The organism is Paenibacillus sp. J22P218 (assembly GCF_056269195.1).
The window spans coordinates 1,494,211-1,508,613 of the sequence record NZ_JBWDNL010000001.1; the positions used below are offsets into that span (position 1 = coordinate 1,494,211).

Consider the following 14,403-nt stretch of genomic DNA (forward strand, 5'->3'; position numbering starts at 1 on the left):
AACGTGTACGTTTAACCATCCCTATTATTGTAGCGAAGGAGTTTCAATGAAGCAAACAGAACAAAAAATGATGCAGACTCAACGGCGTATTTCCATTTTTCGATTTATTCCCGCTTTCCTTTGGATGACGATTATCTTTATATTATCCTCACGAACAGGCGAACAGCTGGATACCGTGCTTCCGCTGTTTCAGAAGCTGTTTCCATTCATGGACGATTTCAATTGGGGTCACTTTGTTTCCTACTTTTTGCTTGCCATGCTGCTCGACTATGGTTTTGGACGCCGCTCGGAGCTTTTATCCTACAAGCTGCTCGTGATCTTATTATGCGGCTTATACGGCATTACGGATGAGTATCATCAGTCATTCGTAGGAGGCCGGATGCTTGATCCGCATGACCTAAGGAACGACCTAATTGGAGCAACTATATGGGTTGTTATCGGGTTACTGCCGCCCGTGAGGCGGTTAAGATCGAAGTTGTCCAAAGCGAATAGTCAATAGGCTGGCGATTAACGCTTGTTGCCTGCTGTAGTAAAAATTACATAGACGATGCAAGCAGGATTTTTTGCGAAAAAGGTCGAATTACCTACCTATCTCTTTGTGCCTAGATTTCTGCTTAGGCTCAAGCTGCCATGAGAAGGAGTGGACCACTTTGCAAAAGCGGTGTCATTGCGGCGACATTATGACGATGAAGCTGCGAACAGTTATATTTTCCGGAAAAGTAGAAATTGATAACGTTCCGATATTCTCCTGCACGATATGCAACCGGAGCGAGGTTATTCCCGAGGTTAAGCCCGATTTGACTGGACTAATCGCCCAGCTTGGCGCAGAACCCGATAAGCAAACGTTTTTGTTTAACGAATGCAATGAATGGGCAAGTTTGTTAGTAGAGGCGAAATCCTATAAGCAGCATACGGATCGCAGCGCGGTCGAGCGCCTCTTCGAGGAGCGCGTCAATCAATTGCTAGATCTATATTTGCTTGCGCAAACGCTGAAGGACGAAGCATGGATTCAAGATTTGGATAAGCGGCTGAAACAGCTTAGCCGCCGCACGCTACTTACATAACGGTACAACGACTGCACTTTTAGCCAGATCTACCCGGGTGGGCGATGTGTGATTAAATCGTTCATACGGCTATTTTACTTACACCGTAAGCGTAAACGATAAGCGTTAACATTGCGAAAAGTAATATTTTGTCGTATCATTACTGTAATATGCGGCGTACGTAACAATACAAATCTGAGCTAATGGAGAGAAGGACCGTGACTGTAACCATTTATGATGTAGCAAGAGAAGCAGGAGTATCCATGGCAACGGTTTCTCGGGTTGTGAACAACAATCCTAACGTAAAGCCTGCAACACGCAAGAAGGTATATGAGGCGATTGAACGGCTAGGATATCGTCCGAATGCCGTCGCACGCGGATTGGCAAGCAAGAAGACGACAACGGTAGGCGTCGTCATCCCCGATATATCGAATGCTTTGTATGCAGAGGTAGCCAGGGGCATAGAAGATATAGCTAATATGTATCATTATAATATTATTTTGGCTAATGCGGACAAGAAGAAGGACAAGGAGATTCGCGTTATCAATACACTGCTAGAGAAGCAAGTCGACGGTTTGCTGTTTCTAGGAGCGCCTGTAACCGAAGAGCACTTGCAAGCGTTTAAGACGGCCAATGTGCCAATCGTGCTATGCGCGACTAAGGATGAGAGCGGACAAGTTCCATCGGTAGACATTAATCACGAGAACGCAGCTTTCGACGCAGTCATGAGCTTGGTTGGGAAAGGCCACAAGCGCATTGCGATGATTAGCGGAACGCTGCAAGACCCGGCTAACGGCTATGCTCGTTTCCAAGGATATAAGCGCGCGCTGGAAACTTCCGGCATTCCCTATGACGATTCACTCGTTCGTATCGGCAACTATCGTTATGAGTCCGGTGCTGATGCAATGAAATATTTCATTGAGCTTTCTGAACGTCCTACGGCCGTATTTTCAGCTACGGATGAGATGGCGATCGGCGCTATTCATGCGATTCAAGATGCGGGACTGAAAGTGCCTGACGACTTCTCCGTTATTAGCGTGGACAATAGCCGTATGGCTTCCATGGTAAGACCGCAGCTAACAGCTGTAGCTCAGCCTATGTATGATATTGGCGCAGTATCGATGCGTTTGCTTACGAAGCTGATGAAGAAAGAAAACGTGGAACAATCTCAAGTGGTTTTGCCTCATGAAATTGTTGTGCGTCAATCAGTTGGAGGAATTTAATAGAAATGCCGTTTAACAAAATCGGAATTATTGGCGCTATGGTTGAAGAAATTGAATTGCTGCATAAGCATGCGGAAGTAGTTTCCGAGGTGACGAAGGCAGGGATTACGTATTACGAGGGCAAACTGCACGGCAAGGAAGTTATCTTCTGCAAGTCGGGTGTAGGTAAAGTGAACGCCGCCGTATGTACGCAAATTTTGCTTGATCTCGGTGCGGACTGTGTGTTGTTCACAGGCGTTGCAGGCGCGGTTGATCCGCGACTCAACATCGGCGATATCGTCGTATCGACAACCAGCATTCAGCACGATATGGATTGCTCGCCGCTTGGCTTTGCTAGAGGCACGATACCTTTCCATAGCCGTTCGGAGTTTCCTGCCGACGACAGACTGATTGAGCTTGCTGTATCGGCTAGCGATCGTCATTTCCCAGGCCGCAGTCTAAAGGGAATCGTATTGTCTGGCGATCAGTTCATTGCAAGCCGCGAGGCGGTCAAGCTGTTGCATGAGACGTTCGATGGCGCATGTGCGGAGATGGAAGGCGCGTCCGTTGCGCAAGTTTGCGACATGAATGGGATCCCCTATGTCGTCATTCGCTCCATGTCGGACAAGGCTGATGGATCTGCTCATGTGAATTTTGCGCAATTTACGATTCAAGCCGCTAATAACTCGTACCAGATCATTGATGAGATGGTCAAGCATATGTAATTATTATGATTAGACATATAAGCACCCGCCAGTTGATCGCTTTCGATCGACCGGCGGGTGCTTTTTTTGCTGAAAGATGAGACAATCGCAGTTTATTTTTTTCATATATCCTGAATGGCAATTTGTTGCGTCACGCGATTTTTGAGTGTAATTTCTTCACGTCGCGGAATAGGCGGGATGTGCGTCAGATCATCCAACCAGTGTGAAGGAAGCTCATGCGGACAAGAAGCTGACCAGTGCTCCAGCCAATCCGCTGGCAGCTGCGGCATTGTAAGAGTGTCTTGGAGCTCTGTCGTTACAGGATGCTCGGTCATCGTCAGCCACACGAGCGCCCAAGCTCTTGGAACGACACGCCATATATCGTAACCTCCGCCGCCAAGCGCAACCCACTTGCCGTTCGTATAATCATGCGCAAGCTCATGAATGATGGCCGGGATTTCCCGATAGATGCGCATGCTGCAATGCATATGGGAGAGAGGATCATAGGCGTGAGCGTCGCAGCCATGCTGGCTGATGATGACATCCGGCTTATGGGCGGCAATGACTTTGCGAAGCGTCACATTAAAGCTCTCCAGCCATGAGTCGTCTTCGGTATAGGGCTCGAGCGGCACATTGAAGCAAGCGCCAAACCCGCTATCCGCGCCTTTCTCATGAACGAAGCCCGTTCCCGGAAACAGGAAACGCCCGGTTTCGTGAATCGAATAAGTGCATACGTCCTGATCGGCATAGAATACCCACTGTACGCCGTCGCCATGATGGACGTCCGTATCGATGTAGAGCACTCTTGCGCCGTATGTACGGCGTATATGTTCGATTGCGATGGCGGCGTCATTGTAGACGCAGAAGCCCGATGCGCGCTCAGGGAAGGCGTGATGCAAGCCTCCAGCGAGGTGGAACGCATGAAGCGACTGTCCGCTCATGACGGCATCAGCAGCGGCTACGGAGCCGCTGACGATCGCAGAAGCGGCTTGATGAATGCCGGCAAAGAACGGGGTGTCTTCGGTTTGCAGACCGTATTTCTCGGCAAGCGTGTCGCTATGATCGACAGGCGCGCTTAATTTCTTAACGGCGTCCACGTAATCCTGCCTATGCACTAACGCAAGAAGCTCCTCGTTTGCGCTTAGATGGGGCTGCTTTATTTGATCGTCCGTCAACGCGCCCATACGTCTCAGCAGATCAATCGTTAACATAAGGCGCATCGGATCAAAGGGATGCTCCTCTCCGAATTTATAGTTCTCAGAACCCGGATGGTGAAAAAATATTGCGTTTGCTTTTGAAGACATTCCCCTTATAGCCTCCTAGAAAGGTTAAGCCTATGTCTTAAGCTCTAACCGTGTTAGTACATGAATCGCTGACGGAACCGGACGCGGTCGAACTGTTCAACGGAGCTTAACGGCACTTCCTTGCCGATCTTCACCATTAGACAGTTAGCGGGGTGGGAGCAAATCTCGGGATCATCCGTTGCGAACCAGATCATGCCTACCGACTTCATCAGCTTCTCCATCATATTGCGATATTCCCATACATTAAGCTTCGTACCCTCTAAGTCCCAATGCCAATAATATTCGGTTGTAAATACAATCATATTGTCCAGCTGTTCTTCGGCAAAAGCGAGATTTATCATCTTCTTGCCGAGTCCATAAGAGCGGTAGTCGTCAGCAACCTCAATCGCGCCGAGCTCGATTAGGTCGTTCATCCCGCCCTCAGACCAGCGCTCAAGCTCGTCTGCATAATGGAATGTTACATAACCGACAATTGTATCTGCTTCCCGTACGAGTATAATTCGTCCCTCGTCAAGCGCTGCAATTTCTACCAACGCCTCATGCTGGTCGCGAGGCCTTCTGAATGCGTCAAGCGCAGGATGCATAACGAGCTGTGCAACTTGCTCAGGCGGCACAGGACCTTCAATCACAAGCTCACGATTGCCAGGCAGCTCGATTCGCTCATGCTGCAACCGTTTTCGATGTTCCAAAAGCAAATCCCCCTTTCGTATACTCATGCAGCCCGTGCTCAAGGCGATGCTCTATTAATGGTTATAACAAACATTGCGGGAAATGAAAAGCATAGTCGAGATGAAAAAGGTTATGCTATAATAGTTGTGGCGGTTAAATGCCATACGAATCGTTTAGGTTAGTCGGCTTGTTTGCCTGCAAGAATAGACTACTTTTTGAAAGCGTATTCTATGGTAGCAATAGACAGATTTGATGGGAGAGTGATAGAATGATCAACTTGCATCAAGAGCGTATTCCAGCAACGGCGACAAATGCGAATTTGACGAACTATGAGGATGCGGCAGCTAACTTTAAATGGGAACAAATCGAAAGTCAATTCAGCTGGTATTCAACTGGCAAAGTAAACATGGGTTATGAAACGATAGATCGTCATGTGGAGCAGGGCAAAGGAAGCAAAATCGCGCTTCACTACAGCGACAACGACCGCGATGAGTCCTATACGTATGAGGATCTTAGCAAGCAGTCGAATCGATTCGCGAATGTGCTTCGGAAGCATGGTATAACGAAAGGCGAGCGTGTTTTTATTTTCATGCCGCGAACGCCTGAATTATATTTCAGCGTGCTCGGCGCGCTGAAGGTTGGCGCAATCGTTGGGCCTCTGTTCGAAGCATTTATGGAGACAGCTGTAAAAGATAGACTGCAAGACAGCGGAGCAACGGCAATCGTTACGACTCCTTCCTTGCTTGGGCGGATCAAACGCGAGGAGCTGCCTGCGCTTAAACATATTTTCGTATTCGGCAACGACGTACAGACGGAAGACGGCATACAGGATTTTGCCGCTGAGATGGGCCAAGCCTCGGAGGAAGCTGAGATCGAATGGCTTGATCGAGAAGATGGTCTGATCCTGCATTATACATCCGGATCAACCGGCAAGCCGAAGGGTGTATGTCATGTTCAGAACGCAATGATTCAGCATTATTATACGGGCAAGATCGTACTTGATTTGAAAGAAAACGATGTCTATTGGTGTACAGCGGATCCAGGCTGGGTAACGGGCACTTCGTACGGCATCTTCGCTCCGTGGTTGAATGGCGCTACAATCGTCATTCGCGGCGGCCGTTTCAGCCCTGGCGACTGGTACGGCGTCATTCAGAAGTATGGCGTAACCGTATGGTATAGCGCTCCGACGGCCTTCCGGATGCTTATGGGGGCTGGCGATGACGTCGTAACACAATACAATCTATCAAGCCTGCGTCATGTCTTGAGCGTTGGCGAGCCGCTGAATCCAGAGGTTGTCCGCTGGGGGATGAAAGTATACGGCCAGCGTATTCATGATACGTGGTGGATGACGGAAACAGGCGGTCAGCTAATCTGCAACTACCCGAGCATGGATATTAAGCCGGGCTCCATGGGCAAGCCAATTCCAGGTGTGTCAGCCGCGATCATTGACGACAACGGCAATGAAGTGCCGCCGTATCGCATGGGTAATCTGGCTATACGCACGCCATGGCCTTCGATGATGCGCAAGATTTGGAACAACCCGTCCAAATACGAGGAATACTTCCGCTTGGAAGACTGGTATGTATCAGGAGACTCCGCGTATATGGACGAAGACGGTTACTTCTGGTTCCAAGGACGGATTGATGACGTTATTAATACGTCCGGCGAGCGGGTAGGGCCTTTCGAGGTCGAGAGCAAGCTGGTCGAGCATCCTGCGGTAGCGGAGGCAGGCGTAATTGGTAAGCCTGACCCGATGCGCGGCGAGATTATTAAAGCGTTTATCGCCTTGCGCGAAGGTTACGTCGCTTCCGAAGAGCTTAAGAAAGAAATCTCGCAATTCGTTAAGGTTGGCTTGTCCGCTCACGCGGCGCCGCGCGAGATTGAATTCAAGGATAAGCTTCCCAAGACGCGAAGCGGCAAGATTATGCGCCGTGTGCTGAAGGCGTGGGAGCTCAACTTGCCGACTGGCGATTTATCTACAATAGAGGACTAATCTATTAATGAACGAAGGCGGCGCAGGAAAGATCCTGCGCCGCCTTCATTTGTTCTGTACAGTTTACCGCTGGAACAGCTCGATCCGCTCGTTGTCAGGGCCGCTGACGAAGAAGTAGCGGTAACCATTAGGCAAAGTCGTAATATCCTCATCAACGAATGGAACTTCCAGCAGCTTCAGACGCTCGAACTCCGCCTCAATATCGTCCACCTTGACCGCAAAGTGATGCACCTTGCCTTCGATCGGAAGATCGCCGTTGTAGCCTTGAATGAGCTCCAGATCGGTTTCATCCGAATGTCCGAACCCCAGGAATGCAAGCTGGATTACGCCATTTGTATGCGGCACGCGGCCCTTCTCCTCAAATCCGATTACTTCCGTATAGAATCGGATGGAGGCTTCGATATCTTTGACCATTACGCCTACATGATCGATACGTTTATTAGTCAAAACGATCATTCCTTTCATTTGTTATTCGAATTAATTCTGCTCTATGTTATCGATCTATTTCTAAGCTGTCAAGTCGGGATTGTATGATTAAAGAAAAAACGGTATCCCGCTGCAAGCCAATGGCCGAGGGGATACCGTTTACTATCGTTATTAGTTATTAACAACGATGACTTGAGAAGGTGCGGATTGACCGCTTGCGTTCTCAGAGGTTACGTAGAATGCGCCAGTTACGAGTACATCGATATACTCGAACTGCGATTCGCTAGTGGAGCCGATTAAGGAATACTGTCCGTTGTTGCCCGGACTATGGTAGATATGGTACTGCGTAACTTGATCCGATACGGAGTTCGGCGTCCAGCTGAGCGTGACGCTAACTTCGTTCTTGTTAGCTTGCAAGCCTTCAGGAGCAGCTGGGGCATTGCCGCTAGGCTGCTCTGTACCGCCGCCAGGCTCTTCGCCGCCTTCCCCTGGGCCAGTAGGCAGCTCAGGAATGATTGGGGCGTCACCGTATTGAACCATCAAGCTAGGCTGAGATTCGTTGCCTACGACATCGACAGAGGTAACATAGAAGCTGTAGCTATGCGCGTTCGACGCGTATAGCTTCGCCTTGTATTCGTTGCCGGCAGGTATCGATTCGCCTTCTTTCGTAGGCGCGTTTCCGTCAATTGCTTTGTACACACGGTAGCCAACAACATCCTTAGCTGCACTATCGGTGAACGTTAGAATGAGTACGCCGTCGGCTTGATTCAGCCTTACATTGCTCGGAGGCGGAGGCGCTGCGCCATCGTCTACACGAGGATCGGGCTTGGATGGCGCGTCATTAGCCGCATCCTTCGGCAAGTAGACCGACATCGGCCGTCTGCTCTTCGCAGGAAGCTTCGCTTGCGCTGCGTTGATCTCATCCATTAGCGCATCAAGCGGTTTCTTGCGCTTGACAACGATTTGCTCCTTCAGCATATCGAGCGGAGTAGCCGGATTCGGCACATAGTTGACGCCTTCATAGGTTATGAAAGCCATCTTCACAAGTGATTCGTCAACCGCCTTCGGCACATATTTCTTGTTGAACCAGTCGGTTACAAGCATGCCTGCTTCTTTCGTCAGTTGAGAAGGAAGCAATCCGCTTGCGCTGGATACAGTTGCCTTCACAATGCCGTCCGGTTTATTGAACTTATCCGTAACGAGCAACTCAGGTTTCTTTTCTACAAGCTGATCCATAATCTTTGCCCAGATTGCCCGAGCGCGTTTCTTGCCTTCGGTCGAGAGAGAGTTGATCTGCTCCTCGTAGCCTGCCCACACGCCGAGCGTAACGTCCGGCGAGAAGCCCATGAACCATACATCGCCGTAGCTTTGCGTTGAGCCTGTTTTGCCGGCAATCGGAATGTCACCGTAATGCTCGAACTGAGAGGTCAGTCCATGACCTGAACCCGATGGGCTGGAAATGACGGTCGACAGCATATCCGTAATAAGGAACGCGCTTTGCTCGGAGAATACGCGTTCAGGCTTTGCCTCGTGCTCATAAACGATTTTACCTTCAGCATCGGTAATTTTCTCAATCATGTATGAATCATTGTATATGCCGTTGTTCGGGATAGAGCCGTAAGCGTTCGTAAGCTCTTCCACCGAGACACCGACGCTGAGACCGCCGATTACGCCTGTCTGAGCGCCAGCGTCCTCCGGCTGAAGCGTAGTAATGCCAAGCTTCTTGACGAACGCCCAAGCGTTCTCGATCTTAAGCTCTTCGTTGAATATTTTTAGCGCTGGTATGTTCATCGATTTGTTAAGCGCTTCGCGCGCCGTCACAAGTCCGGAGAACTTCTTATCGACGTTCATCGGGATATGGAAACCCTTCTGATAGTCTTTCATGACGATCGGCGAGTCATCGATAATGCTGGCCGGTTGAATGATGCCTTGCTCAATCGCAGGCAGGTAAGCAGCGATGGTCTTCATCGTTGAACCCGGCTGGCGAGTCATTTGGGTAGCGTAGTTCATTTGCTCTTCGTAGAAATCGCGACCTTCAAGCATGCCGAGAATGGCGCCGGTCTTATGATCCAGCATGACGGCAGCAACTTGCTCAAGTCCTTTCTCTTCGCTATAAGGCGTGAAGTTCTCCTCATTGGAGCCGATCTCGCGCATAAACTTGTAAATATCTTTATCGATCGTTGTGTATACTTTGTACCCGCCGCGAAGCAAATGATCTCTTGCTTCTTCAAGCAATTGCGGGTTTTCCTTCAGGTCTGCCTTCGTCAAGTCCGGGTCTTGCTGCATAAGCATAATTTCCGCGGCTTGGCGCTCGGCTTCCAGCATGAGATATGGATAAGTCGTGTAAGCTTTCTCGCTTGGCGCCGCAAGTGTCTTGCGAACGTCGAAGGCGAGCGCTTCATTATATTGCTGCTGATCGATGCGTCCAGTTTCAAGCATGCGGCGAAGCACCATTTGCTGGCGCTCGATGGCTAGCTTGATGCCTTCTTCGTTGTATTGCCCTTTGCCCGTGTAGGCCGTATAAGCGGACGGGCGCTGCGGCAAGCCTGCGAGATAGGCGGCCTGCGCGATATTAATTTGATTCAGATCGGTAATGTTGAATATTCCTTTGGCTGCAGCCTTAATCCCGAATACTTGATAACCGCTCGAACCGTTGCCGAAAGGCATCTTGTTCAAGTAAGCGGCCAATATTTCCGGTTTCGTCAAATATCTTTCCATACGGAGCGACAAGAAGATTTCTTTGATCTTCCGGCTGTCGGTTTTGTCCAAGCTCAGAAATACGCGTCGTGCGAGCTGCTGCGTCAGCGTACTGCCGCCTGTCTGCGTTTCCTCATTCAGAAGCTTCTGCTTGACCGCACGGCCGAGGCCGTTAATATCCACGCCGTAATGCTCGAAGAAGTTGTTGTCCTCAATAGCGAGCAGGGCGTCTATTACTTGCGGAGGCAGATCCTCATATTCGACGATCATACGGTCTTCGTCGGTACGAAGCTGTCCGACAAGCGAATCATCATTAAAATAAACATAACCGGTGAGCGAGTTCTCCCCGACTCTCTCCTCGATGACGGTACGGGGCCGGACCTCCTCGTTTTTGACGAGAGCAGCCACATAGCCGGTTACGGCTCCGCCTGCTAACAAGCCGATGAATATGCCGAAGTATACCATCCATTTTACAGTTATAAAAGTTACGATTCCGAATGTTCGCCATTTGCTTCGTTTCGTTGGCGCCGGCTGACGATCTTCTTGCATCTTTTTAATTCCCCCTCCAAAATAGCAAGTCCATTATAACATAAAACACCAATAGAAGCAGGTACTAACCGTATGGTCATATATATTCGTTATCTCATTGACGTATCGGGGGGCTAAAATGTTTTGCTTAAACGTGAAATTCAGCAATAATCAGCCTGAGACCGTAAAAACTGCTGAAAACGAAGCGATTTACAACTTTTTTGCTTATTTTTCGACGATTTTGAAACATATTGGGTTTTATGGCGTAATACTTATTGGGGAATAGTTGGAAAATATGGTTATAGAAAGAGGGTGAGGGAAAGTGGAAACGCTGTACTTAGCCTGTCTGATCGGCGGCATTCTGTATGCGATCGTCAGCGTCATATTCGGAGATTGGCTTAGCCTGGCTTTGGACGGCGTGCTTGATTTTCTATCGTTTGACGGCCATTCATGGCTGCAGCCAACCGCGCTTGTTGGAAGCATTACCGTATTTGGCGGCGCCGGCATCATGCTTACCAGATATACTTCGCTAAGTATAGGCGTTGTATTGGCGCTTGCGTTGCTCATTGCTTTAGCCGCTGGCGTCGGCGTGTTCTTTCTATATGTTCGACCGATGGAACGAAGCGAGAATTCCATAGCTTTCTCCATGAATGCTTTGTCGGGATCGCTCGCAGAGGTGCTTGTCTCAATCCCCGATAAAGGATATGGCGAAGTGCTCGTTAAAGTAGGGGCGGGGTTTACGAATCAGATCGCGGCGAGCTATGAAGGCGTCCCGATTACTGCCGGTTCCCGTGTCGTCGTCGTCGAAGTGAAGGACCGTACATTATTTGTATCCGAAGTGGACTTATCCTAAATCCAAGCGTGAGAGAGGAGTCATTCGATATGCCGGAACATTTGTTAATACCGATCATTGTTGTTGGAGTGCTTGTTGTGCTGGGGCTTGCCTTCTGGGCTCGTTATCGAACCGTTAGTCCTGATGAGGCAATGCTGGTTACGGGGTCATTCTTAGGCAGCCGTAATGCGCTGACCGATGACTCTGGAAGAAAAGTAAAAATCATTCGCGGCGGAGGCGCCTTCATCCTGCCGATCTTCCAAAAGGCTGAGTTTCTATCTTTGCTTTCGCATAAGCTGGACGTATCAACCCCGGAGGTGTATACGGAGCAAGGCGTTCCTGTAATGGCCGACGGTGTCGCGATTATTAAGATCGGCGGAGCTGTAGAGGATGTTGCAACGGCTGCCGAGCAGTTTCTAGGCAAGCCGACCGAAGCGCTTAAGGGCGAGGCCCAAGAGGTGCTGGAGGGGCATTTGCGAGCGATTCTAGGATCGATGACGGTGGAGGAAGTGTATCGCAACCGCGATAAGTTCGCCCAAGAGGTACAGGGAGTAGCCGCCAAGGATCTTAAGAAAATGGGGCTGCAGATCGTATCATTCACGATCAAGGACTTGCGCGACAAGCATGGTTATCTGGATGCGCTGGGTAAGCCGAGAATAGCGGCGGTGAAGCGTGATGCGGAGATAGCAGAGGCGGAAGCGGTCCGCGATGCGCGTATTCAGAAGGCTTTAGCGGCCGAGGCGGGGCAGAAGGCGGAACTGCTGCGCGATACGAATATTGCCGAGGCGGAGAAGGACAAGGAGATGAAGGTGGCTTCGTTCAAACGCGATCAGGATACGGCGAAGGCCGAAGCGGATCAAGCCTATTCGATTCAAGAGGCGCGTGCCAAGCAAAGCGTCGTCGAGGAGCAGATGAAGGTCGAGCTCGTCAGAAAGGAACGCGAGATCGATCTCGAAGCGAAGGAAATATTGCGCCGCGAGAAGCAATACGACGCGGAAGTGAAGAAGAAGGCGGATGCCGACAGGTACGCCGTAGAGCAGGCAGCGGAGGCAGACAAAGCGAAGCGCCTGCGCGAGGCGGACGCGGTGCAATACCGCATTGAAGCCGAGGCGAAAGCCCTCGCCGCGCAGAAGCGGCTGGACGGCCTTGCGGTCGCCGAAGCGGAACGAGCCAAAGGTACGGCGGAAGCAGACGTGATAAGGCTGCGCGGTCTGGCAGAAGCGGAAGCGAAGGAGAAGCTTGCCGAAGCGTTCGAGAAGTTTGGCGAGGCGGCGGTTCTCGATATCATCGTGAAAATGTTGCCGGAGCTCGCGAGTCAGATCGCGGCACCGATTGGGGCGATCGATACGCTCACTGTCGTAGATACCGGCAAAGGGGAAGGCGCAGCGCGTCTAAGCAATTATGTAACCGATCTAATGGCAACCGCTCCTGAAATGCTTAAGAGTGTGTCCGGCATCGATGTAAACGGGTTGATCAAAGGGCTCACCTCACGAGCGGCAGCGTCAACCTCGTCTGCCTCATCCGCGCTAAGCCGAATGACAGAGCAGGATTAAAGATTTGATTGAATGGTAGACAAACAGCCAAGAAGCCCGCTCAGCAGGCCTCTTGGCTGTTTGTCTATGCAGATATAGTGTTAAATGATTGATTGTGCATGGAGGCAACCGTACAGAGCAGTCATTTAGTAACCCCAGCCTCCGCCGCCACCGCCGAAGATTCCACAGCTACATGCTATAATCACGAGCAGGATGAAGAGGACCAAAATGAAGCCAATGTTGTTGGAAGCACCACCTACGTAACCGGACATTATACAATGCACCTCCTTACGTGTTGAGTACTCTTTACTGTATGAATGTCTAGTGGGGTTTGATTGGGTATTTGTTACGGGAGGCTGTCGTTTATATACAAATTGGGCGGGGAGCAGGTGGTGGGGCGCTGAAACAAAGAAAAGCCGTATGAATGCAGCTGCATTCATACGGCTTCGTCTTATTAACGGCTGTAGAACTCGACGATTTGTTTCTCATCGATGTCTTGGGACAGCTCGCCGCGGTCTGGCAGGCGAACGTACTTGCCTTCCATTGCTTGCTCGCTGAACTCAAGGTAGTTAGGAAGGTGATGACGGCCTTCCATAGCTTCTTTAACAGCTTTTAGGCTGCGGCTGCGCTCGCGCAAGCCGATTACGTCGCCAACAGCAACCGTGTAGGAAGCGATGTCGACTTTTTTGCCGTTAACTGTTACGTGACCGTGAGCTACCAATTGGCGCGCTCCAGCACGGGAGTTGGAAAGTGCAAGACGGTATACAAGGTTGTCAAGACGGCTTTCAAGGAGAGCCATGAAGTTTTCACCGGCTTTACCTTTCATGTTTGCCGCTTTGTCAAACAAGTTGCGGAATTGCTTTTCGTTCAAACCGTACATGTGGCGAAGCTTTTGTTTCTCTTGCAACTGAACGCCATAACCGCTCATTTTTTTGCGTTGGTTAGGGCCGTGTTGACCCGGAGGGAAGTTGCGTTTCAATTCTTTTCCTGTACCGCTCAAAGAAATGCCTAGGCGGCGGCTTAGTTTAAATTTAGGTCCTGTATAACGTGACATGCGTCGTGTTAACTCCTTCATCAAATAAATTTTGAGAATGGGGTTGTGTTTCGCCGTTTACGTCCAATGTCCGAGCTCGCTCGTCCCTGATCTGCACTTCAGCCGCTGGCCTATCAGTGTACGTAATCATTGAGGGTGACACAAAACCGTACGCCCATGTATTCAACAATAAATATTATATGAAATTCACCCAGAATGTCAAGCTGTACTTCATAAAATTAAAACTTTGTAATAAGCATCTAAAGTCCTATAAATTTTGGGGAGAGTAGTGCAAAAATATCAAAAATGAAGTAAGATAATAACTATTACAAGAAGGAATTATTGGTTGCCGCACCGGATTTAGGTCGGCTCTTGAAATGCCTTCTGCTTATTGAATAAGCTACGGTATAAGCTGAGCTTAACTTTATGCCTATCATATA

At 49.8% G+C, this 14,403-nt stretch carries 12 protein-coding genes; 7 read left to right on the forward strand and 5 right to left on the reverse strand.

Features of this window, described 5'->3' with window-relative positions:
- The first annotated feature begins 46 nt into the window (after positions 1-46).
- From AC0YN0_RS06150 to AC0YN0_RS06165, 4 genes are all read left to right on the forward strand, one after another.
- Positions 47-499 carry a VanZ family protein gene (locus tag AC0YN0_RS06150; protein WP_475820457.1) on the forward strand — a complete coding sequence of 151 codons (453 nt, stop codon included), beginning with the start codon at positions 47-49 and terminating at the stop codon, positions 497-499.
- A gap of 151 nt (positions 500-650) precedes the next feature.
- Complete coding sequence (locus AC0YN0_RS06155; RefSeq protein ID WP_442051200.1) at positions 651-1,064, forward strand: hypothetical protein; 414 nt, start codon at positions 651-653, stop codon at positions 1,062-1,064.
- 197 nt (positions 1,065-1,261) lie between these two features.
- Complete coding sequence (gene ccpA, locus AC0YN0_RS06160) at positions 1,262-2,266, forward strand: catabolite control protein A (RefSeq protein ID WP_475820458.1); 1,005 nt, start codon at positions 1,262-1,264, stop codon at positions 2,264-2,266.
- 5 nt (positions 2,267-2,271) lie between these two features.
- On the forward strand, positions 2,272-2,970 hold the full coding sequence (locus AC0YN0_RS06165) for a 5'-methylthioadenosine/adenosylhomocysteine nucleosidase (protein WP_475820459.1): 699 nt from the start codon (positions 2,272-2,274) through the stop codon (positions 2,968-2,970).
- A 101-nt stretch (positions 2,971-3,071) separates the two neighbouring features.
- On the opposite strand, the gene AC0YN0_RS06170 is transcribed toward AC0YN0_RS06165, so the two are convergent.
- Both AC0YN0_RS06170 and AC0YN0_RS06175 read right to left on the reverse strand, forming a co-directional pair.
- Entirely contained in the window at positions 3,072-4,253 is a 1,182-nt protein-coding gene (locus tag AC0YN0_RS06170; protein WP_475820460.1) for an acetoin utilization protein AcuC, read from the reverse strand.
- A 53-nt stretch (positions 4,254-4,306) separates the two neighbouring features.
- Positions 4,307-4,942 (reverse strand): GNAT family N-acetyltransferase, encoded by a 636-nt coding sequence (locus AC0YN0_RS06175; RefSeq protein WP_337098726.1) that lies wholly within the window; start codon positions 4,940-4,942, stop codon positions 4,307-4,309.
- 248 nt (positions 4,943-5,190) lie between these two features.
- Here AC0YN0_RS06175 and acsA point away from each other — a divergent pair, with 248 nt between their 5' ends.
- Positions 5,191-6,915 (forward strand): acetate--CoA ligase, encoded by a 1,725-nt coding sequence (gene acsA / locus AC0YN0_RS06180; RefSeq protein ID WP_475820461.1) that lies wholly within the window; start codon positions 5,191-5,193, stop codon positions 6,913-6,915.
- Between the two features lie 63 nt (positions 6,916-6,978).
- Here acsA and AC0YN0_RS06185 read toward each other — a convergent pair whose 3' ends face one another.
- Both AC0YN0_RS06185 and AC0YN0_RS06190 read right to left on the reverse strand, forming a co-directional pair.
- Positions 6,979-7,371, reverse strand: coding sequence for a VOC family protein (locus AC0YN0_RS06185; protein ID WP_475820462.1), 393 nt, complete (start codon positions 7,369-7,371; stop codon positions 6,979-6,981).
- Between the two features lie 141 nt (positions 7,372-7,512).
- Positions 7,513-10,587, reverse strand: coding sequence for a transglycosylase domain-containing protein (locus AC0YN0_RS06190; protein ID WP_475820463.1), 3,075 nt, complete (start codon positions 10,585-10,587; stop codon positions 7,513-7,515).
- Between the two features lie 301 nt (positions 10,588-10,888).
- Between AC0YN0_RS06190 and AC0YN0_RS06195 the strand changes: the two genes are divergently transcribed.
- Positions 10,889-11,419: an NfeD family membrane protein gene (locus AC0YN0_RS06195; protein ID WP_475820464.1), complete on the forward strand. Its 531-nt coding sequence runs from the start codon at positions 10,889-10,891 to the stop codon at positions 11,417-11,419.
- 29 nt (positions 11,420-11,448) lie between these two features.
- Positions 11,449-12,951 (forward strand): flotillin family protein, encoded by a 1,503-nt coding sequence (locus AC0YN0_RS06200; RefSeq protein WP_475820465.1) that lies wholly within the window; start codon positions 11,449-11,451, stop codon positions 12,949-12,951.
- A gap of 433 nt (positions 12,952-13,384) precedes the next feature.
- Here the strand turns inward: AC0YN0_RS06200 and rpsD are convergent, their stop codons facing one another.
- Positions 13,385-13,984 (reverse strand): 30S ribosomal protein S4, encoded by a 600-nt coding sequence (gene rpsD, locus AC0YN0_RS06205; protein ID WP_337098904.1) that lies wholly within the window; start codon positions 13,982-13,984, stop codon positions 13,385-13,387.
- Positions 13,985-14,403: the final 419 nt, after the last annotated feature.